The 20635-nt window shown below is 39.8% G+C and carries 16 protein-coding genes; 8 read left to right on the top strand and 8 right to left on the bottom strand.

What is annotated here, in order from left to right; genetic code table 11:
* Positions 1–16: 16 nt before the first annotated feature.
* Positions 17–490 (bottom strand): NYN domain-containing protein, encoded by a 474-nt coding sequence (locus PP2015_RS18485; protein ID WP_058031979.1) that lies wholly within the window; start codon positions 488–490, stop codon positions 17–19.
* Positions 491–1316: 826 nt separating this feature from the next.
* Here PP2015_RS18485 and PP2015_RS18480 point away from each other — a divergent pair.
* Positions 1317–1832: an RNA methyltransferase gene (locus PP2015_RS18480; protein ID WP_058031978.1), complete on the top strand. Its 516-nt coding sequence runs from the start codon at positions 1317–1319 to the stop codon at positions 1830–1832.
* 11 nt (positions 1833–1843) lie between these two features.
* Here PP2015_RS18480 and PP2015_RS18475 read toward each other — a convergent pair whose 3' ends face one another.
* From PP2015_RS18475 to PP2015_RS18465, 3 genes are all read right to left on the bottom strand, one after another.
* Positions 1844–2377: a DUF6436 domain-containing protein gene (locus PP2015_RS18475; RefSeq protein ID WP_058031977.1), complete on the bottom strand. Its 534-nt coding sequence runs from the start codon at positions 2375–2377 to the stop codon at positions 1844–1846.
* Entirely contained in the window at positions 2367–3848 is a 1482-nt protein-coding gene (locus tag PP2015_RS18470; protein WP_058031976.1) for a methyl-accepting chemotaxis protein, read from the bottom strand. Before PP2015_RS18470 ends, PP2015_RS18475 begins: the two co-directional genes overlap by 11 nt.
* Before the next feature lie 188 nt (positions 3849–4036).
* On the bottom strand, positions 4037–4825 hold the full coding sequence (locus PP2015_RS18465; RefSeq protein ID WP_058031975.1) for a thioesterase family protein: 789 nt from the start codon (positions 4823–4825) through the stop codon (positions 4037–4039).
* Positions 4826–5324: 499 nt separating this feature from the next.
* Here PP2015_RS18465 and PP2015_RS18460 point away from each other — a divergent pair, with 499 nt between their 5' ends.
* The 3 genes from PP2015_RS18460 to PP2015_RS18450 all read left to right on the top strand — a co-directional run bounded on the left by PP2015_RS18460 (position 5325) and on the right by PP2015_RS18450 (position 9866).
* Positions 5325–6761 carry a chitinase gene (locus PP2015_RS18460; RefSeq protein WP_083496676.1) on the top strand — a complete coding sequence of 479 codons (1437 nt, stop codon included), beginning with the start codon at positions 5325–5327 and terminating at the stop codon, positions 6759–6761.
* A gap of 263 nt (positions 6762–7024) precedes the next feature.
* On the top strand, positions 7025–8848 hold the full coding sequence (locus tag PP2015_RS18455) for a PKD domain-containing protein (RefSeq protein WP_058031974.1): 1824 nt from the start codon (positions 7025–7027) through the stop codon (positions 8846–8848).
* A 127-nt stretch (positions 8849–8975) separates the two neighbouring features.
* Complete coding sequence (locus PP2015_RS18450; protein ID WP_058031973.1) at positions 8976–9866, top strand: leucine-rich repeat domain-containing protein; 891 nt, start codon at positions 8976–8978, stop codon at positions 9864–9866.
* A gap of 39 nt (positions 9867–9905) precedes the next feature.
* Here PP2015_RS18450 and PP2015_RS18445 read toward each other — a convergent pair whose 3' ends face one another.
* The 3 genes from PP2015_RS18445 to PP2015_RS18435 all read right to left on the bottom strand — a co-directional run bounded on the left by PP2015_RS18445 (position 9906) and on the right by PP2015_RS18435 (position 15507).
* The gene (locus tag PP2015_RS18445; RefSeq protein ID WP_227009274.1) at positions 9906–12008 is read right to left on the bottom strand and encodes a PDC sensor domain-containing protein; all 2103 of its coding nucleotides are present in this window, start codon (positions 12006–12008) and stop codon (positions 9906–9908) included.
* 332 nt (positions 12009–12340) lie between these two features.
* Positions 12341–14203, bottom strand: a complete 1863-nt coding sequence (locus tag PP2015_RS18440) for a S8 family peptidase (RefSeq protein ID WP_058031972.1) — start codon at positions 14201–14203, stop codon at positions 12341–12343.
* Positions 14204–14406: 203 nt separating this feature from the next.
* The gene (locus PP2015_RS18435; RefSeq protein ID WP_058031971.1) at positions 14407–15507 is read right to left on the bottom strand and encodes an MBL fold metallo-hydrolase; all 1101 of its coding nucleotides are present in this window, start codon (positions 15505–15507) and stop codon (positions 14407–14409) included.
* Positions 15508–15628: 121 nt separating this feature from the next.
* On the opposite strand from PP2015_RS18435, the gene PP2015_RS18430 reads away from it, so the two are divergent.
* Together PP2015_RS18430 and PP2015_RS18425 are read left to right on the top strand one after the other, a co-directional pair.
* Complete coding sequence (locus tag PP2015_RS18430) at positions 15629–16225, top strand: TetR/AcrR family transcriptional regulator (protein WP_058031970.1); 597 nt, start codon at positions 15629–15631, stop codon at positions 16223–16225.
* 15 nt (positions 16226–16240) lie between these two features.
* The gene (locus PP2015_RS18425) at positions 16241–16729 is read left to right on the top strand and encodes a GNAT family N-acetyltransferase (protein WP_058031969.1); all 489 of its coding nucleotides are present in this window, start codon (positions 16241–16243) and stop codon (positions 16727–16729) included.
* Between the two features lie 14 nt (positions 16730–16743).
* On the opposite strand, the gene PP2015_RS18420 is transcribed toward PP2015_RS18425, so the two are convergent.
* Entirely contained in the window at positions 16744–18621 is a 1878-nt protein-coding gene (locus PP2015_RS18420; protein ID WP_058031968.1) for a methyl-accepting chemotaxis protein, read from the bottom strand.
* Positions 18622–18715: 94 nt separating this feature from the next.
* Between PP2015_RS18420 and PP2015_RS18415 the strand changes: the two genes are divergently transcribed.
* Positions 18716–19846 (top strand): porin, encoded by a 1131-nt coding sequence (locus tag PP2015_RS18415; protein WP_058031967.1) that lies wholly within the window; start codon positions 18716–18718, stop codon positions 19844–19846.
* A gap of 4 nt (positions 19847–19850) precedes the next feature.
* Positions 19851–20630 (top strand): substrate-binding periplasmic protein, encoded by a 780-nt coding sequence (locus tag PP2015_RS18410; RefSeq protein WP_161568609.1) that lies wholly within the window; start codon positions 19851–19853, stop codon positions 20628–20630.
* The last annotated feature ends 5 nt before the right edge of the window (positions 20631–20635 follow it).

The raw sequence follows: 20635 nt of genomic DNA, 5'->3' as shown, positions 1-20635 counted from the left end.
CCTAATTATTAGAAACTTATAGTAACCACTTACTTTCGATTGGAATGAACTTGCTTGAGCTATTAATCAATGAATTTGCTGTAAGTTGTTCAACCCCAATCGCCCATGTTTCGATACCATGTTTAGCTGCCACTTTTTGCATCAATAAATCAAAATCACCGTCGCCCGATAGCAAACAGATCACGTCTACATCTGGTGCATGTTCTAGCACATCTATAGTGATCCCCACATCCCAATCACCTTTGGCCGAGCCGTCTTTACGCTGAATAAAAGGTTTAAGCTTTACATTAAAACCGATGTGTTTGAGGGCTTTTTGAAACTTGTGCTGTGAGTCGTCGTTTGGGGCTATGGCGTAGGCGTTTGCAAGAGTAATATCGCCTTGCTCAGATAAAAACTGCCAAACTTTTCGGTAATTGAGTTGACGTGAAAATGCGTCTCGAGTGGTGTAGTAAATGTTTTGCACATCGACAAAAACAGCTATTTTTTTCATTTGGCGCTCAGAGCAATTTAAAACCCCATGCTAACCAAAAAATTAAGTAGTTAAAACCAAAAGAGGCTCAGTTACCTAAGCCTCAAAGCTATCATGTATTAGTCACACATAAAGTAGCGATTTGTAAATGCGCAATCTTTACCATTCCAGCATGAGATAGCACCGGTTCTGCAATCTGCTCGATTTGTTGGAATACAATCAGGTGTATCAGAATTGAAGTAACCACCAGCCACATTGGGTGTTACTGCATTAGCGAGTACTTTTTCAGATGTTAGGTTTTTCAGCTTTTTTTATTCAGTTTCATAGTAAATATCCTTTTAGTGCCGTTATTGGCAAAAAAGTGTAATGAAAAAACACAGATTAAGTAAACACTCGAGGGCGTGTTGACCTTTGCTGTTTGTTTTTGCAGCAGTGAGTTGGGTATTTAGGCCAGGCAGAGGCTGCGTAGCATAGTTGTTCTATGTAAGCCAGCCGATAACGCCGAATAAATGGCCAACTCGCTCTGCTCAGAGAGTTCACCCAAAGGCTTCCACTACTTTGTCATTCGCCACTAACATAACCCATTATGCTTCGTAGCTCATTTCGTGTATTGAAAGCCTTTGATTTGAACAAAATTCATACCTCAAAGATAAACACGCCCTATTAAGAATAAGTAATTATAAAGTGAGGTAAATTTAAGTGATTTAGTGCTATTCAGTATTCATAATTAATGAATCAATCACATTATGCAGATTATTAGCTTTCAGCAAAGCTCAGGTTAAGTTAGAGAAAATATCTTCAGAAAGGTTTATACTGCGCCGGTTTTAGTTATCAATTTAGTGTCATTATGAAAGATAAACATTCACCTTACTGCGCCATCGGCTTATTCAACCCTAAATCACCGACGAATGTTGGCGGTATTATGCGTGCAGCTGGCTGTTATGAGGCCAATGAGGTGTTTTTTTGTGGTAAACGTTACGCCATCGCGACAAAGCACCAAACCGATACTAAAAATGTCAGTGAGAAAATACCGCTTACGCAAGTTGAAGATTTAACTCAAGCCGTTAGCCAAGACACCACTATCGTATGTGTTGAGCTCGTTGAAGGCGCAACACCACTGCCTTTGTTTGAGCACCCAGAGCAAGCATTGTATATATTCGGCCCAGAAGATGGCAGTTTGCCACAAGAGGTTGTCGATAAAGCCAGTGCGGTCGTTTACATGCCAACCACTGGCTGTATGAACCTAGCTGCTACAGTTAATGTGCTTTTATATGACCGCGCAGCAAAACACACTCAGCAGTTTAATAAACAGCAAATTTTAGATTCACGAGATAATAATAATCGACTGAAGTTTAAGCCTTAAATAATAAATATCTACACAGAGGTTAGGTTGCAATAACACCCCTGACTCTGAGATATCACGGTTGCACCAGCTCTAGCGAATTGATCTTTTTTAATAAATGGCTCAACCAATCCATCTCCCTCAGTGCAAAACATACCAGACGAATATGGACCGAAATAGTGTAACTTACCTTCCATGTCTATCACCGCAACCGCCGGTACTGAAGGCACATACGTTTTTAGTGAGCTCGGTTCATCTAGCGTGACGTTAATATTGTTAAACTGCTGTTTTTCAGCGAGCTTTTCTACCGAACTAATATGACTTTGTGCGACAGTCTGACAAAAACAATCACGGCCTTGAAAATGGATCACACTACCTGCGAGTCCTAACTTTTCTTTTGACAATGCTTCAACAAATTCAGTATCAAAAGATAAAGACATCGCCGACTGATGTAATACATTTTGTGGGTCGAAGTATTTGGGTTTATTACTTGCTGCATATAAGACTGCAAACAATAAACCTGCAGCCCAAATAATTAATAGGATTGGCAACAACTTAGACTTCAAATCGACTCATTTCCTGATTCAAGCTAGTAATTTGCTGCTGCATGCTTGCAAACTTTTGACCCATTTCAGCCGTAGAGCTTTGCAAGTGCTTTGAATTACTCGCAAGTGACTGAGTAGACTGAGAAATGCTGTCTGATACCGTAGTTTGTTCATTTGCAGCGCTAGAAACAGACGCCATGTTATCAACAATACTTTGAATACTTTGTACCACCCCCACCATCATACCTGATGCTTCATTAGCTTGCGCCACGGTACCTTGAGCTTGCTCTAAACACTTAGACATTTGTTCGACTGACAAAGCGGCCTCTGAGGTTAATGAAGCAGTTATATCACTAATTTGCTCTGCATTTTCACGCGTTTTCATCGCCAGTTTGCGTACTTCGTCAGCCACAACAGCAAACCCACGGCCATGTTCTCCAGCTCTCGCTGACTCTATCGCTGCGTTTAAGGCCAGTAGGTTTGTTTGATCTGAAATAGACTTAATAGCGTTCATGACCTCTTCAATTTGATTACATTTATTGGCAAGCTCACTGATCGTATTTGAGGTGTCTGCCAATTCTTGAGTTAACGCATCAATATTTTGACCCGAACTTTCAATAATCGCTCTTGTTTTATCTGTATTGATAAAAGCATCGTTGGCGTTATCATTTGCACTGGCAACCTGACCAGATACATTGCCACTGGCAACCGTCATTTCTTCAGCAGCAGTGGCTATTAAATTGATTTGGTTGGCATTATCTTCACTCGCGTTTTGTGCTTGTGAAGTTAAACCTGCTACTTCATCAGCCATCTTGGCGACAGAGTCCGACACCTGTTTTGATTGCGTTATTAAGCTTGAAAATGAACTAATCAGCTTATTAAAATCAGCCAATTGCTTTGAATCACTAGGCTGGTAGCTGGCTAAATCAAATTTACCATTATTTGCCAATATTGTTTTAACACTGGACGATAAATCATGTGCAGCAACTGCTTCCCGGTGAGAGTGCTTTGCTACATACATCAACACACCGGCTTCAACAATGGCGAATAAAGCATGGATCATCAAGATGTAAAACAGTAAATGTCCCTCTTCGAATATGAAAACATTAGAGCCTTGAACCTGCATCGCAAAAAATAAAACATGATGTATCGCAACAAAGCCAGCACTGGCTAAAATGACTTTCCAGTCTCGATAAAAACTCAGGAATGCTAACATTACAAATATTTCAAAATGAAGCTCTGTTAAGCCCATCGTTTGCTGAATGTGTAGTGCGGCAAAAACCTGTACGGCAACACCGACGCTGCACCTGGTGATTGGGGATTGCGGGGCGCTCTTGATTAAAACTAAAGGTAGGCTAAGTGTAAATAGACCAATCACAATGGCTTCAAACCAGGTTTGTGTGAAAAAGGCGATAAAAAGCGAAAGTAAAAATTGTGCAACTAAGACACCAGAGAAGATTCGATTCGCTTTACTTATCCACGGGTAATTCATTCTTGGCTCCAATAGAGTTTAGAATATTTTAATTTATAAGTATAAGCTACGTTTTAGAAAATGCTTTGGATTGAATATTTTTAGGAAGCTGGGCTAAATAAACAATTTTTAACCGTTTTCGTTCCCAATTTAGAAAGAATTAGAAATAAAGAAGGGAACTGCTTAACCAGTTCCCTGTTACTCGATAATTATGCGAACACCGCCACAGTTTGTCGACTCAGCGCCAATAAGTCTCCGTCTGGATGCCAGATTTTAGCTTCTTCGATTGCATAGCCATCAGCACTATTGTGTGTCACAGCTTCAAAACCAAACCATTGATTTTCTTCCAGTTGTACCGGCTTTAAAAACTCAATATACCAACTCATGGTGCTTGCAGGAGCTGGACGTGGGTACATCTGCAGCATAGTTGGCGGCCATGCATCGCTCAATGCCAGTAATTGCAGCTCATTTTGGGAACCTTCATGCTCGGCAAAACGCATCCAACCACCTAAATGTGACGTCATAGCGCCCGTGAATGGCATACCACCTTGCTGTAAGCAAATTTCAACATGCTGAAAAAACTCTGGTGTCATATTAGGAATATACGGAATACACTGCTCAACCTTAGGTGAAACTAGTTGGTGGGCTTCATCATTACTTACTAGCAATTCAGATTTGCGTGATTCACCAAAGCAAAATTGTGCTAGTACACAAGTACTGCCGTCTTGTTCAATGCGTGCCAGTACTTGAGAAGCACTTTTACCTTCACGTAAGACTTCAACTTTAATATCAAATGGTTGTTCAGCTATTAGCGGCCCAATAAAGTTTGTACTAATTGAAAGAATGCGTCGCGTTGGCTTTACGACTTGCTTAACAGCTTGAAAAAGTAATGCCCCAGATACACCACCAAATGCCGTTCGACCTTGGCACCAAGTGCTTGGAAGCCTTATTCCAATTAGTCCCCGTTCTAGCTGTGAAAGGACGTTCTGTAAATTCATAATAAAAGCCTAATGTAGAAACCAAATATGAGAATGTTTTTATATCACAGATAAACTGGTACGACCACAATCAAAATTTATACTATTCAGTCTTCTATTTGAATATTAATTCTCCGTGACAAATAATTACAATCAATAAGCCACACATTAATTATTTCAATAAACACACTATTTACGTTACATTCGCATTCTTCAAATCACTAGATGCATCGAAAACAACAAAAGCAATAAACAGCTGAAATATATTAGATTATAAATATAAAAATGATCTATTTCTCGAATAACTAGAGGGCTATTAGAATTCTTTTTTATGCAAAAAACCTCAAAAAACGCAATTATAAATTATTTCCTATGACACCTGTCTAACCTCCTTTTTATCTGTAATTAAGAATTTTACAATCCTTAACACATCAACTTGACAGCGATGTCATTTGCCATCTAATGTTAAAAATAGGTTAAACAAACCCATTTTAGAAACATGCGATTCAAAGGAACCATTATGAAAACCCATTCTCTCAAACTACTTGCTTTGCAAGTTGGTTTAATTGCTTCGGCTAACGCGTTAACCATTGTAGAAGATCCAAATAACCCGAACGGCTACTTGTTATCTCGCCAAGAAATAAACGCCGCCCGTGATGCAAAAGCTTCAGATCCTATGTATCAAATTTGGGCCAAAGCGCTCGAAACACGCGACAACAGTATTGTTGAAGCGATCACGCCTAACAATGCTAGCAACCCTGAAAATGTGAAGCGAGTTGAACGTGTGTTTGGTCAGCAAGAATGGGATTTTTTAACGGGTATGGCTGCCCCTGAATATACCTACACTCGTTTCTTACGTGCCATAGGTAAATTCCCTGCTTTTTGTGGAGAATATACAGACGGCCGAGACTCTGATGCCATTTGTAAGAAATCAATCATTACGGCGTTTGCTCACTTTGCGCAAGAAACTGGCGGACATATTGCCAAAGATAATATTTCTGACAACCCACAACAACTTGAAGAATGGCAACAAGCTTTAGTGCATGTACGTGAAATGGGGTGGTCTGAAGGTCAACCAGGTTACACGACAGGGTGTGGACAAAACGACTGGCAAAACCGTCGCTGGCCATGTGCTGATGGTCAAGGTTATTTTGGTCGAGGTGCTAAGCAACTTTCTTATCACTTCAATTATGGGGCTTTTTCCGAGGTGATGTTCAATGGCGATGCGACTGTATTGCTCAACAATCCAGGCTTAGTTGCCGACTCTTGGCTTAACTTAGCTTCAGCTATTTGGTTTTTCTTAACACCTCAAGCGCCTAAGCCTGCCATGTTGCATGTTATCGACCGAACATGGGTTCCCTCTCAAAAAGAGCTCGCTGCCGGCATTGGCTATGGGTTTGGTACCACCATTAATGTGATAAATGGTGGCATTGAATGTGGCGAGCAAAACCGTACTAAAGGTCAGCCAGTTAACCGTATTCGTTACTGGGAAGGTTTGTCAAACTATTACAACATTCCAATCGAAGCAGACGAAGAAAATACCTGTTGGCAGCAAACGCCTTTTGGTAGCTTAAATCTCAACGGCTCTGCGGATGTACTTTACACAAACTGGGAAGCAGATTGGACTTATCACTCTGACCGCCCTGGAGGTCAGTCTTTCGAGTGTAAATTAGTGGGATATCAAACTGCTTATTCGGCGCTAGTACCAGGCGATTATGAAAAGTGTGTGACTAATTTTTATCAATCGCATGTTAATTGGCCAAATGTAACTGTGGTAGAAAAGCTTGATCCACCTAAAGACAAGCCACCAGTAGATGGTATTGCAGCATGGGATGCCACAAAAGTTTATCTAAAAGGTGACAAAGTCAGTTTTAATAATGCCATTTACACCGCGAAATGGTGGACACAAGGCGATCAACCTAAAGCGGATGGCGGTCCTTGGGCTATAGTCAAATAAGCTGCGTTCGCCAGTTAATGAGTAAGTATAAGTACTGATACTCCTTATTGAACTACCCAAAAGATGATTGATAATTATGTTATCAATCATCTTTTTTTGTTTTCTTTACTTTTCAACCACTCGCTTGCAAAAGAGATTGTAAAAACACCTAATGTAAAATTAAAGTTAAAATAAATTAACAAATATTTTACACGGCGATTAATATGCGCTACTTTTATTCTCGGTTCCCAAAACCATAAACAAGTAATTGTAAGGATATGATAATGAAAGCACGCCACATCTTACCGCTTTTAAGTGCGGTTTCACTGTCTGTAGCTGCCCAAGCACCTCTGACAGAAGCACAAATGATGAAGTACACATCTCAAGCGCAAAAAACCACAATAGGTAAAGCAGCTCAGCTTAACCTGCCGCTTAATAGTCAGTTCGCAACTGCAAACACTGTGAACCAAACAGTCATTACACAAACGGTTTCACATCCGAATGCCAGTTACATCAAACTGCACTTTAAAAATATCAACTTGCAGAATGGCGGCAAACTTGTCGTGCGCTCTGAGGATGGTAGCGAGCGTTATGAATACACTGAGTTCAATATGAGTACCGCAACAAAAGCGCAGGGTGATGATGGGATTTCATCGTTTTATGCTATGTCAGTCTCAGCAGACAAAGTAATTGTCGAATACACACCCGGCCAAATTAATAATACCTTTGCTGCGCAAAGCCAAATCGCACTTGCAGATGCTGAAATCGATAGTTACTTCCATGGCACAGAAAATGACTTCACTGGGTCTATTGAAACCGATGTAGGTATTGCTTCTACTTGTGGTGCTATGGAACGTCGAGATGTGCAGTGCTGGGCTAATTCAAACCCTACAGAGTTTGAACGCTCTCGCCCTGTTGCTCGATTACTAATGAATGGTAGTGGCTTATGTACTGGCTGGCGCGTAGGCAGTGATAACCGCATGTTCACCAATAACCACTGTGTTGAATCAGCGTCTGAACTGGCAAATACAGAAGTATGGTTTAACTATCAACATACTAGTTGTGATGGAAATACCCTAGAGAGTGTTGTTAAGGTCACAGGTAAAGATCTGTTAAAAACAGATTACACTCTCGACTATACGTTATTTACCATTAATGATTTTGCAAAAGCTGCACCATTTGGTTATTTTGGGCTAGATGTGCGCGATGCAACTCAAGGCGAGCGTATTTACATTCCTCAGCATGGCTCTGGTAATCCAAAGGAACTGTCGATTGAATCTGACAGAGACAGCAACGGTCTTTGCTCTGTGAACAATGCAAACGCCAATGGCCGTGGCACAGGTACTGACTTAGGTTATTACTGTGATACGATTGGTGGCTCTTCAGGTTCTCCCGTACTTGCTGCTGCAACGAACAATGTTATTGCACTTCATCATTTGGGTGGATGTACAAACAAAGGCGCTAAAATCAGTTTAATTTGGCCTCAGGTTTCAAGCCACTTCAATGGCCAAATACCATCAGGAGATAATGGTTCGGTGGATCCGCTACCTATCGCCGACTTTGATATTAACTGTAACTTACTTAGCTGTACATTTGATGGAAGTCGCTCAACATCACCAAATGGTGCAATCACACAATACGAGTGGCAATACGGTGATGGCTCTGCTAACGGTTTTGGCGCTAATGTAAGCCACACTTACGCTTCAGCAGGTCAATTCTCTGCAATGCTTACGATTACTGATGAAACAGGTGCGACAGCAAGCAAAACCTATACTCTAGCCGTCGATGATGGTTCGGACCCTAAACTACTTAAAGATGGTGTTGCTAAAGTTGATTTAAGTGGTGCTAGAAACAATGAACAATTCTTCTATTTTGATGTTCCTGAAAGCATGTCAGGTGCAACCATTGTGATAACAGGCGGCTCAGGTGATGTTGATTTATATGTGCGTAAAGGTAGTGAGCCAACTCGAACAACTTATGATTGCCGACCTTATCGCTGGGGTAATGAAGAAACATGTACTGTAAGTTCTGGTGCAGGTAGATACCACGTTATGCTTAGGGGCTATAACGCTTATAGCGGCGTGAGCTTAACGGCTACAGCTAACTAAATTTCCTTTATTAACAACTGCTAGCAAAGGCGACCATTTGGATATGTGGTCGCCTTTTATAATTTAACTAGATCATTAAAAGGAACAATGTATATTACGACATTTGTAAAATGAAAGGACACATTAGTTGAAAAGCATTCCCCCTCTCGTATATGCCTCTGTTTTCCTTGTCGCTTGTGGCGGCTCACCAACTGAAGAAGAACCTTCCTTATATGTTTGCCCGTCTGAGGGGTTTGATATAAAGAAAATAGATAAACCAGCAAAAGTTAAAACTGTAATTTGTAATATGACTCACTTTATTAATGGTGATCTCAGTGAACTAACAATACTCGAAAATTTAGAAGATCTAACGCTAAGCGATGACATCACGTTAGAAAGAAGACTTGCTTTAAGCATCAATTCAGGTTGGTTTCCTAAGCTTCAATCTCTGGCTCTTGATAATGTATTAATTGATACATTGTCATATTCGAGCACTAACCAAATAAAATATTTGAGGCTAAATAATGTTGTTATAAATTATTTCGATGTTTCTGCTCTGAATAACCTAGAAACTCTCGATATCACTTTCACTAATATCACAAACCTAGATTTGAGTTTAAATACTGAAATTAAAGACTTAACAATAGGCTGGACAGAAATCGAATACTTTGATCTGTCGAATAACTCAAAACTTATTAAACTCTCTTTAATAGAAAATAAAACTGTTCAGCCAAACTTTGAGTTAACTAATCACCCTGAGCTTAAAACTGTCACGTATCGTAACCAGAGCCTTGAAAAATTAACCATTCACCTGCCAAAGCTTGAAACAATTTGGCTAGATAAAAATAAACTTTCTAAAGTAGACTTTAGCCACTCTCCCGAGTTGTCCCAATTATCACTGTCAGATAATTTAATTTCACATATCAATCTTGACGCAAATTTAAAACTCAACCGAGTTTTTTTGACTGAAAACCCTCTGACTGATGAAACTAAGCGCTACTTGAAAACACTAAATTGGATAAAAGAACTTAAGTATTAGTAATAATAAAAAAACCTGCACAAGTGCAGGTCTTTTCATTTAATAATAGGTCAGTATCGTGATGATAAAAATTGAAATTGTCATCACAGGCCAAAACCAAATATTAGCTAAGCGTTTATAAATACGCCCATCACCAGTTTCTTCTTTTGCTTTGTAATATTGATGCGCAATCAGCATAAACAAAGAAGATACCAAATAGAGTAAGAAGTAAAAGATCTCAAAATAGACAACTTCATCAATTTGTAGGTGCTCTCTAATACTGTAATGGGCAAGCAAAATCGTAAATACAACTGCGGTGATATTGTTACGCAAGTCACCATAAGGCGTGTACTTCATACTTACAACGCATGCATAAAGCAGGCATACCATAACCATTACTGGCAGTAAGGTCGTTACAAATGGTCCGATAAACTCACGTTCAATATTGATGTTATAGTTAAGTTCAGGCGCGACATTTTGATTAAAAAATGTATCAAGACCAAAATCGGTGTTGTAACTCTCAAATCGATATTTGAAATAACTACTCTTTAACAACCACTCATCAAGCACTATGTCAGGGGATACAGCTGGGTTGTCCATTTTTGATAGTTTCTCATAAGACTCTAGGTCAGGTACCAAAATGACATTACCCCCCATATCAGCTTCATTAAAACTCAGCTCTATACTCTTATGATCAAATGGGTATTTGCTGTAATCAAACTGCTGTCTTGTTTCTATAGAGAAGCGCCAGCCTACTAACAAACCTCCATCCTTTAAATCCTGTCGATAAGCTTCTTCAATTTTACTATTAACGGTGTGATTGAAAGCTAATTTGGGTTCAACAGACGTTTTCTGAGAAGCGCTTAGCTTTTGCCAAGCATGCCCTGTCAAATGCACGTTATTAGCATTTACAAATTCAAGAGACTCGACATACAAACCCGTTGCCACATACTCTGGTGTTGCAACATGCATTGTTTCCATTCTGTCACTATAACTTGATGAAAATGCCTCTCTTTGAGCTTGTGTTGTGATCACTACATTGTCAGTTTGTTCAAGAGTTTTAAAACTTCTTGCAAATTCAAGCACTAACGAAGTACTCAAAATCAGCGTTACTGACAAAAGTATGTTATTTTGTGTCCAAGTTAGCTTTCTTATTTTCGTCATTAATAAAATAAGAAAGATAAACGAGGCTGCTCCCCACGCAATAATATGGATATTATTTTGGCGTCGTTCGTCTCTGTCCATATAAAACATGTCAGAAGACATCCGCGTGATCAAGGTCCAATTCGTATGCGGGACCTTCGTACAAGCGGCATAATGTTCACTGTTGTCTAGTGTTTCACCATTAAAGAATAGGTAATCTAAATCTTTTTCAAAGCAGCCTGCGATCTTAGATAGATAAGCAAACTCTGTTTCTGAGACTAAATCACCTAAATTCTCCATTTCTCGAACGTGACTAAAAACAGGATGAGAAATTAAGTTTTGTTGTTCGGAAAACAAAATACCGTAGCCACCTAATCCCAAATCAAGCTCTTTTAGTGAAGCCGTTAAATGATCTAACGATATATCAGAGGGTACAACCCCTAAAGGCAATTTTCCTTCTCGTTTTGCATTTTTATATTGATAGAAAGGAACAGAATACGTAGTCATCAACACATTGTTTTGTGGCTCGTAATATGGCTCAGTCCAAATTGGCCCTTCTTTTAAAGGCCTGTGATACCAACTAAATTCTTTATAAGGCTTGTCATAATCAACTAAGTTATATTTACGCTCTATACCCGTTAACCTTTCAAAATAAGGACTAAAATAACGAACGTTATGCTGATACTGATATGGGTGAAACGTCACATTTAGAGAGTAAATGTCTTCATTGACAGCAAATTCATCTTCTAATAATTTCAGCACAAATGTTTTATCTGGCGTTGCAGTCACTTCTCGCGCAAACCTATCTACACTTGTCATTATTTTTTCGAGTTCTTCGCCCACTTCAGCTGCTGCATTCAGAGTCTGAGCTTTAACTTGTGCACGAACATCTTCACTAAAAGACCGTGTCTGCTGGATTTGATAAAAACTATTTATGATAAAACCACAGACAGAAATGAATAAAAATAAGGTGAGTAGAGGTTTTGTTAACTGATTATCCCAAGGATCTTTTACACGCACGTTGTTTTCCAATCTGTATTTAAGTTTTCGAAAGCTATATTTCACTGAATTCCAGACGATATACGCCTATCAAAACAAGCCTAATATGGAATTAAGGTAGAAATATGAAGCCTAAGCAATAGCACTGTTAACATTTTAGCTAAAACTGAATCGTAATCCTTATTTTAAACACGATTTTCATCAAAACACGGTATTAATCCGCTCAACGAAAAATGAATTGAAATGCCTTTATTAAGATTGTAACTATTTAAAATGATAAAAAATAAAAAGCGCACAGAGTTAATAGCTCCATGCGCTTTTACCTAACGACTTAATTGATTGGATTTAAATTCTTAGTAACTTGCTTGTAGTGTCAGACCATTATAAGCACTATAACCACGAAGCATGATGTAGTACGTTCCGCCTGTACCAGAACTTAAGCTACAACTTTCATTGTTACCACTACGGTAAGGGCGGCAATCATAGGTGCTTGTTGTTGGTGCAGAGTCTTTACGAACATAAAGATCAGCATCGCCAGAACCACCAGATGTATTCACTGAAAGCGTAACACCTGCTGGCACATCAATGGTGTAAATAACTTCAGAGTTGCGAGAGCCTGATAGGTTCGTTTCAGGTACACCGTTCTCTAAACAGTTTGAGCCGCAGCCACTTCCGGAAGAAGTCTGTGCTTTAAGTGAAACACCTGAGTAAGCACTATAGCCACGCACCATTACGTGCCATGTACCAGTCATTGGGTTATTAAAAGTACAAGTCTCTTCATTGCCATTTTTGTATGGACGACAGGTATATGAAGATTGAGTAGGCTTTGTACCTTGTTGGACATAGATATCTGCATCGCCTGAACCACCTGTCATACTAAACACGACACCTTCAGTACCAGATGGAACTTCGAATGTATAGAAGCTTTCAGAACCTGCACCTCCAGAAATACTTACAGCAACACCATCTTCAAGTGCTGGGTCTGGGTCAACAGGGTCAACTGGACCACCATCACCTGCTAGGCTATAAAGTAGTTCATTTGGTGAACCTGATTTGGCATCACTTACTTTATTCTTGGAGCTACGACTACTTAAAAGAGAATCAATTTGGGCTGGCGTACGACTACTATCTTCATCAAGATAAAGCGCAGCAACACCTGCAACATGAGGTGCAGCCATTGATGTACCACTAATAGTATTCGTTGAAGTATTAGAGTTGTACCAAGCTGACTTAATGCTTGATCCTGGTGCGTAAATATCTAAACAACTACCGTAGTTAGAGAAGCTCGAACGGCTGTCACTGCTCGTTGTTGAACCCACAGTAATCGCATCAGCAGCACGTGCAGGCGAGTAGTTACAAGCATTAGAGTTATCGTTACCAGCTGCTACAACGAAAGTCACGCCAGCGGCTACCGCTGAGTTAACAGCATCATCAAGTGCTTGTGAAACACCACCACCTAAACTCATGTTCGCAACAGATGGGCCAGATGCATTGTTTTTTACCCAATCAACACCAGCAATAACGCCTGAGTTAGTACCTGAACCAGAACAACCTAATACTTTGATACCAACAATATTAACGTTTTTAGCCACACCATACTGACTACCACCAATTGTGCCCGCAACGTGTGTGCCATGACCATTACAGTCTGTTGCATCTGCATCGTTATCTACGAAGTCATAACCATGCGAAGCTCGGCCACCAAACTCATTGTGAGAAATTAGAACACCTGTATCGATAACATAAGCCGTTACACCTGCACCATCAAAGTCATAATGATAGTTTGAGTTAAGCGGTAATGAACGTTGATCGACACGATCTAAGCCCCAAATCGCATTTCCTTGATCAACATTGGTTGCAGCTAGAGGAGACACGCTAACAATCTGATCTTGCTCAATATAGTCAACATCAGGGTTGTTGAGCAGATCTTGAACTTGATTGGCAGATGCACTCACAACTACACCGTTTAAAGAACCAGCAAACTTGCGTGATACATCTACGTTATAGCTATTTACGAGTTTTTGGCTGGCTTGCTCAGCATAACTTGCTACAGCATCAGCGCTTTGAATATTTAAAACGGAAGGCGTTTTAAATACTACAATGTATTGATTTGGAATAGCTTTGCTCGCAGAAACTTGTTTTAGTTCTGCTTGAGCTAAAGCTTGACCAGATACAATTGCACCGATAGCAAATGCTAGAGTCGATAATTTACGCATAATGATTCCTTTTACTTAGTTGTTTGATTAAAAATCAATCAAACCATAGCGCAAGGAATCTCAAAGATCACATTTTATTTACATAAATTTAAACTTTCTCAACTTAAAATCTGTACCCATAGCTTTACATTAGGCTATTTAGTTTATTTAATTCAATTAGTTAATTTAATAAAATTGAAACAAACCACTTTGTTAAATTTTGGTTACAGACTTGGCATAAGTGATTTCCACCAAAAGACTTGTGCAAAATGTTTATCTGAATTGAAAATTTCTCCAGTTATGGGTGTTCTTATCACAGCATTATGCTCATCCGCCGCTTTTGAGACACGCTCCAATGGTTCAAACCATGCGTGAAATGCTAGGTCAAACGTGCCATTGTGCACCGGCACCATCACTTTGCCTTGTAAATCAAGATGTGCCTGTAAGCTTTGCTCTGGTGTCATATGAATATCGGCCCAATCTTTATCATAAGCGCCAGTTTCAATGAAAGTTAAATCGAATGGACCATACTTCTCACCGATTTTCTTAAAGCCATCAAAGTAGCCTGAATCACCACTGAAATAGATACTTTCTTTAGCGCCTTTGATCACCCAAGACCCCCACAGGCTTTTATTGCCATCCGATAAAGCACGGCCAGAAAAGTGCTTAGTTGGGGTAAAAGCAACCAGTGCATTATCTGTTTGTAGCTCTTGCCACCAATCAAATGACAAAACTTTTGACGGCTCTACGCCCCAGCGCGATAAATCAGCCTCAACCCCTAATGGCACTAAAAACTGCTTGGTTTTATTGGCCAGTTTCTTAACACTGGTTTTATCTAAATGGTCGTAATGGTTATGAGAGATAAGCACTTTATCTATCTGTGGTAAATCATCAATACTGATAGGTGCTTGCTGAAAACGTTTAGGACCCAAGAAACTAAATGGTGACGCACGCTCTGAAAATACCGGATCAAGCAGCCAAAATTCACCATAAACTTTGAGTAATATTGACGAGTGACCTAGCTTAACCATATGAATTTGATCATTTGAAAGTGCCTGTAACTGTTCAGTACTTAAGGCTTTCATAGGCAGTGGTTGGTCTGGCACTGCATGTTTTTTCTCTTCAGTAATATAACGGCCGATTAACCCTAGCACTTTGCCAAAGCCATTCGCTTCCATAATGTCGTCGTTATGAAACTTGCCATTATGATAATAGCTCGACCCTTGCGACAAAGTTGAATCCTGCGTTGCTAATTGATTATTCACTGAACATGCTCCCACTGTTAAAGCAATAAAACCTACACCTAACCATTTACTGATTTTCATAATGCACCAAACAAAAGTAAACTACACGGTGTAGTTTTTCATTATAAACATAAAAAGTAAACTACTGAGTGCAACTTTTTTAATTCGGATTTAGAATATGGCGGTTATCGAGAGGAAAATTATGAAGTTATCTGATCAAAAGAAATTGCACATTTTAGCTGCTGCAGAGCAATTGTTTTACGAGCAAGGCGTCGATGCCACCAGCATGGACGACATAGCAAAACTTGCCAAAGTATCAAAACGCACAGTTTATAACCATTTCGATACTAAAGAGCAGCTGTTTCATGCGATTTTATTCAAAATGAAAGATGAATTAATGTCGACCGAAGCTGTGGTATTTGACCTGAGCAAACCCTTACATGCGCAATTACAAGCAATTGCAGAGCAAGAAGTGCAACTACTAACTTCAGAAAATTTTTTGCGCATAGCAAAAATCGCCTTTATGCAGATGCTAAAAGACCCAGAATTAGCCTCACAACTTGGTAGCAACAAAGTCGGCTGCATGATTTTTATTGAGACCTTCTTGAAAGATGCCGTCGATGCCAACGCATTAGCCATAGATGACATCGAATTTGCAGCAAAACAGTTTCTTTTTCAGCTAAAGTCGTTTATTTTTTACCCTCACTTATATGGGTTCGAAAAGCCAACGCCTGAACAGCAAAAGCATATTATTGAGCAAACAATTACTATGTTTTTAGCACGATATGAAAATAAATAAGAGCTAGAGGCTAATATGATAAGAGCAATGACACACGCAGATTTTTCCGCATTTTGGCCAACTTTTCAGCGTATCATCCAAGCCCAAGAAACCTATGCCTTTGACCCAGACATGGACGAGTCGAGCGCATATTCACTATGGTGTGAAGCGCCGCTAAAGTCTTTCGTTTACGAAGAGCAAGGGCAAGTACTAGCGAGTTATTATTTAAAAGCCAATGCCATGGGCCCAAGCTCACACATTTGTAACTGCGGCTATATGGTCTCGCCTTTGGCTGCAGGTAAAGGCATTGCCAGACAACTTTGTGAGCACTCTCAAGACATCGCCCGAGCGCTTGGTTTTAAAGCCATGCAGTTTAATTCAGTGGTCTCAACTAATACCGTTGCAGTGTCGCTTTGGCAAAAGCTCGGCTATGAGGTTATTGGTACAATACCAAAAGCCTATAATCATCCAAAGTTAGGTTATGTTGATAGTCTCATTATGTATAAATGGCTCAATGATGAATAATCTGTAAAGCACCTTTAAACAATAAATTTATTCAACAAGCTTTGCTGCGACTTCACATCACCGAGTAGCTGTTCATTTGCGGTGATCTGTTCGTGCGCAAAGCTATCTACTTGCTGGCTGATATCGCGAATACTAATGGTGTTTTTATTTATATCTTCAATCACCACACTTTGCTCTTCAATGGCCGCTGCAATTTGAATATTGCGATCCATAATTTCTTTCACTTCGTTCGAAATGCTTTCTAAAGAATCACTGGCAATTTGTGTATGTTCAACACAACGGTTTGCCTTATCTTTACTCTCATCCATCGAAGTTTGCACTTGCGAAGAATAATGCTGAATTTTCTCAATCATGGATTTAATTTCGGTGGTCGACTCTTGCGTTCTTGATGCCAGTGTTCGTACTTCATCGGCTACGACTGCAAAACCGCGACCTTGCTCACCTGCTCGTGCGGCTTCAATTGCCGCATTAAGCGCTAATAGATTGGTTTGCTCTGCAATACCGTTGATCACAGATAGAATTTGTTCAATATTATTGCTGTAAGAGGCCAGTTCACTACTGAGCTGCTGAGCCGAACTAATAGACGCCGACAACTCCACAATATCTTGGGTGGTTTTCGCAAATACTTGTTTGTTCTCATCTGCAGTCTTGTTAACTGCAGTCACTGAAGCCGCCGCATCTTGAGCGCTTGCAGCTATATCAGAAGAGGTGGTACTCATTTCATGCATTGCTGTCGCTAAATTATCTATCGACAAGTATTGCTGATTGAGAGACTCAGATGATTGCATAGACAACTGCGAAGCATGATTACTTTCGGAAGTGATATTCTCAGCTTTGTGCTTAATGTCTGACACCAACTGTTGCAAGTAAGATAAAAACTGATTGAAGTTATTAGCCACAACCCCGCATTCATCTTCACTTTGCACATTTAAACGACGAGTCAAATCACCGCCGCCACTAGCAATTTGGCCAATCGCACTTTCTAACGTATCAAGCGGACTCAATAAATGTTTAGCAAGCTTTCTTAATAAAAATACACACAGCGCAATGCTAAATACCGCAAAAATAAATGTGCGACTGGTAAAAGTAGACAAAGACTCATAAACCAGAGACTTATCAAGCAACACTGCCAAATACCAATCAACCCCTGCACTGTCATCAAGCGGTAAAAAGTAGGCCAGCTTATCTTCATTTTGATGGCTCAACTCAAGAATTTCGCTTTGTCTATTTGGACTAAGTTCGTATACAGCTTGGCTAGATTTGCCATTTAAGCTGGCATTTGGGTGAGTAATAATCGTGCCTTGTCCATCTACAATAAACGCAAACCCCGTATTGTTGAAGTTAATGGTATTCACGCTATCAGCGATCGTTTGTAAAGATAAATCTCCCCCAATAGCGCCTTTAAAGCCAGCGCTATTTACTGACGTAACAATAGAAACCAAAAGCTCTTTTGTAGCCGCATCAACGTAAGGCGGTGTAAACACTATGCCTTGACTGTTCTTAGCTTGTTGATACCAAGCCCGCTCACGAAAGTCGATCTCTGGTGGGTTAACACGGTTTTTATTGTTAGAACGAAGCCCTCTTTCATCAGCCAAGGTACCAAAAACCAGCAAAAATTCATTTCTGAGGGCATTATTTTCGAGAGATTTTTGAAAATTACTTTTTGAGAAATCAGCTTCAAGCTGATGTTTTAGAATACGAATTTGCGCGGCTTTTCCAGCCATCCAATTACTGATGCTGCTGCTGAGTAAGGCGGTATTATCAACCACGTAGGCATGTGTTTTTTGCTTTAAACTATTCTCAACCAAAATATATGTTGAAAGCGCCAGAAGCGAAATCACCATAAATACAACAACCCCTGATACCACCGAAAACTTAGATCTAATCTTCATTTCTCAGCCTTATTCGAATTCAGCAAGAAAGCCGTTAGCATTGTGTAAATATAAACTATACTCAAAAAAACACGCACTTTTGCAGAGAATTCTTATGAGAAGCATCGCTTTTGTCGCCGCCTTGCTAAGTCTTATCTATGCAGTTAACGTATCAGCAGCTTCAAATACACAAGACGAAATAGCCTTGTTAAAAGCGCAATTAAAACTATTGCAGCAAAAAATAGAAGCGCTAGAAAAAGCCCAAAAAAACCAACCCGTAGCCGAAAAGTCAGCGGCAAAACCGAGTTTGGATCAAACTAGTAAAGCTAAGTCTGACAAAGACCTTAAATTTTACGCCACCATAAGGCCAACTTATGGCTACATTGATAATGCAGGAGAAAGCACCACTGACGTCAGAGATGCGTTATCGCACATGGGCGTTAAATCAACCCACCAATTCTCGAATGAATTTAAAGCAACACTACATGGCGAATGGGGTATAGATTTATCTAACAACGGCAATTTTGGTAAAGCAAGGCAAGTATATGTCGCGCTAGACACACCACTTGGTGAAGTAGGCATAGGTAAACAACGCCCCGCACAATACTTATATATCGCTGAGTATGTTGATATTTTTAACCATGCAAGTAGCCCGTTTGCCTACGACCCAGAAAGCATTTTCTTCGTGAACAACTTCCTCACCTACTCGAAACAACTCGGTGATTTTACCTTTAGAGCAGGCGCACAATACGACGGCGAAAATGGTGCTAACTACTCAGACTTATTCAACGCAGGCCTAAGCTATGATGTCGATAACCTTCATCTCGCGATGACATATCAAAACAACCAAGTATATGATGCTGAAACGCACTTAGGAGAGAACCGCATTTTAGCTTTCTCTGGTGCATACACTTTTCCATCAAACCTCTATCTTGCTGTGGGTTTTCAAGATAAAAGTTACGATCGCATCACAAGTAATGACCGAAATGGCTCAACATTCGATATTTCTATGGGCTATCCAATTACCAAGCACTATAAACTCAAGCTAGGATACTTTGATTTCGACGACGGCCTAGATAGCAGTGGCAATGGCTTTGACGGCTATAACGTGACGCTAGAGTGGCTACCGGCCGACAAACTACGCTTTCACTTGGAGTATTTAACAAAAGACTATACCAACAACTCTGGGTTTGATTCTGTTTCAGTAGGCTTTAGATATGACTATGTGAAGTTTTTAGATGAATAAGAGCATGCAATTATTACTGTTGCTCTTTTGTTCATTGCTTTTATCAAATATCAGTGAGGCAAAAGCTGTCAAAGTAAAAGTAATTGTTGACGAGGATTACCCCCCTTATAGCTATGCAGTAAACGGTAATCCGCAAGGGATTTACATTAATCTGATTAGAAAAGCGGCTAATTTATTGAAAAATGAGTACGATTTTCAGTTTGAAGCGATGCCATGGAAGCGAGCTTTAAAGGAAATAGAATTAGGCCATGCTTTTGCAATTTTGCCCCCGTACATACACAGACAAGCTCGCCCATATATTGGCCCCTACTCAGTCACATTATTAACTGAAAGAGTTGTCACAGTCTGTCACCCAAATACATATTTGCCAGCACTTTTAGCTCCAAGCAATCTTGATTTAAAAGACTTCTCTAACAAAAAACCGCTAAACGTGGGTATCAATGCAGGTTATCTGATGTTTGATGACAGATATAAAGCTTTAATAAAAAGCGGGGCTATTAAAATATGGGAAAACAAAAGCACCCAGTCGAATTTGCAAAAATTACTTGAGAAGAAGCTCGACTGCTATGTAAATGATAGCCGTGCAATACAATTTAACTTAGCTCAAATGCCCAGTGCACTTGATATAAAGTTTGTTGAAGTTGATGAGATAAGTCGTCAAACCGCGCATATTGGCTTTAGTAACAGTGAACATATTAAGTTTGCTTATAAAGAAGATTTAATACATAAACTCAACCAAGCAATCTTAACCATCAAAGAGCAACACCCTGAATTCAAAGATTAAAAAGG

The sequence above is a fragment of the Pseudoalteromonas phenolica genome, from assembly GCF_001444405.1.
GTDB classification, from domain to species: Bacteria; Pseudomonadota; Gammaproteobacteria; order Enterobacterales; family Alteromonadaceae; genus Pseudoalteromonas; species Pseudoalteromonas phenolica.
Note: the sequence above shows the minus strand (reverse complement) of the source record. Positions and strands in the feature narration are given on the sequence as shown.

Bases quoted from the DNA above. Each gene is read 5' to 3' on its own strand.
- PP2015_RS18460 (WP_083496676.1), top strand. From the start codon at position 5,325: ATGAAAACCCATTCTCTCAAACTACTTGCTTTGCAAGTTGGTTTAATT.
- PP2015_RS18485 (WP_058031979.1), bottom strand. From the start codon at position 490: ATGAAAAAAATAGCTGTTTTTGTCGATGTGCAAAACATTTACTACACC.
- PP2015_RS18480 (WP_058031978.1), top strand. From the start codon at position 1,317: ATGAAAGATAAACATTCACCTTACTGCGCCATCGGCTTATTCAACCCT.
- PP2015_RS18410 (WP_161568609.1), top strand. From the start codon at position 19,851: ATGCAATTATTACTGTTGCTCTTTTGTTCATTGCTTTTATCAAATATC.
- PP2015_RS18415 (WP_058031967.1), top strand. From the start codon at position 18,716: ATGAGAAGCATCGCTTTTGTCGCCGCCTTGCTAAGTCTTATCTATGCA.
- PP2015_RS18465 (WP_058031975.1), bottom strand. From the start codon at position 4,825: ATGAATTTACAGAACGTCCTTTCACAGCTAGAACGGGGACTAATTGGA.
- PP2015_RS18420 (WP_058031968.1), bottom strand. From the start codon at position 18,621: ATGAAGATTAGATCTAAGTTTTCGGTGGTATCAGGGGTTGTTGTATTT.
- PP2015_RS18430 (WP_058031970.1), top strand. From the start codon at position 15,629: ATGAAGTTATCTGATCAAAAGAAATTGCACATTTTAGCTGCTGCAGAG.
- PP2015_RS18455 (WP_058031974.1), top strand. From the start codon at position 7,025: ATGAAAGCACGCCACATCTTACCGCTTTTAAGTGCGGTTTCACTGTCT.
- PP2015_RS18435 (WP_058031971.1), bottom strand. From the start codon at position 15,507: ATGAAAATCAGTAAATGGTTAGGTGTAGGTTTTATTGCTTTAACAGTG.
- PP2015_RS18470 (WP_058031976.1), bottom strand. From the start codon at position 3,848: ATGAATTACCCGTGGATAAGTAAAGCGAATCGAATCTTCTCTGGTGTC.
- PP2015_RS18425 (WP_058031969.1), top strand. From the start codon at position 16,241: ATGATAAGAGCAATGACACACGCAGATTTTTCCGCATTTTGGCCAACT.
- PP2015_RS18440 (WP_058031972.1), bottom strand. From the start codon at position 14,203: ATGCGTAAATTATCGACTCTAGCATTTGCTATCGGTGCAATTGTATCT.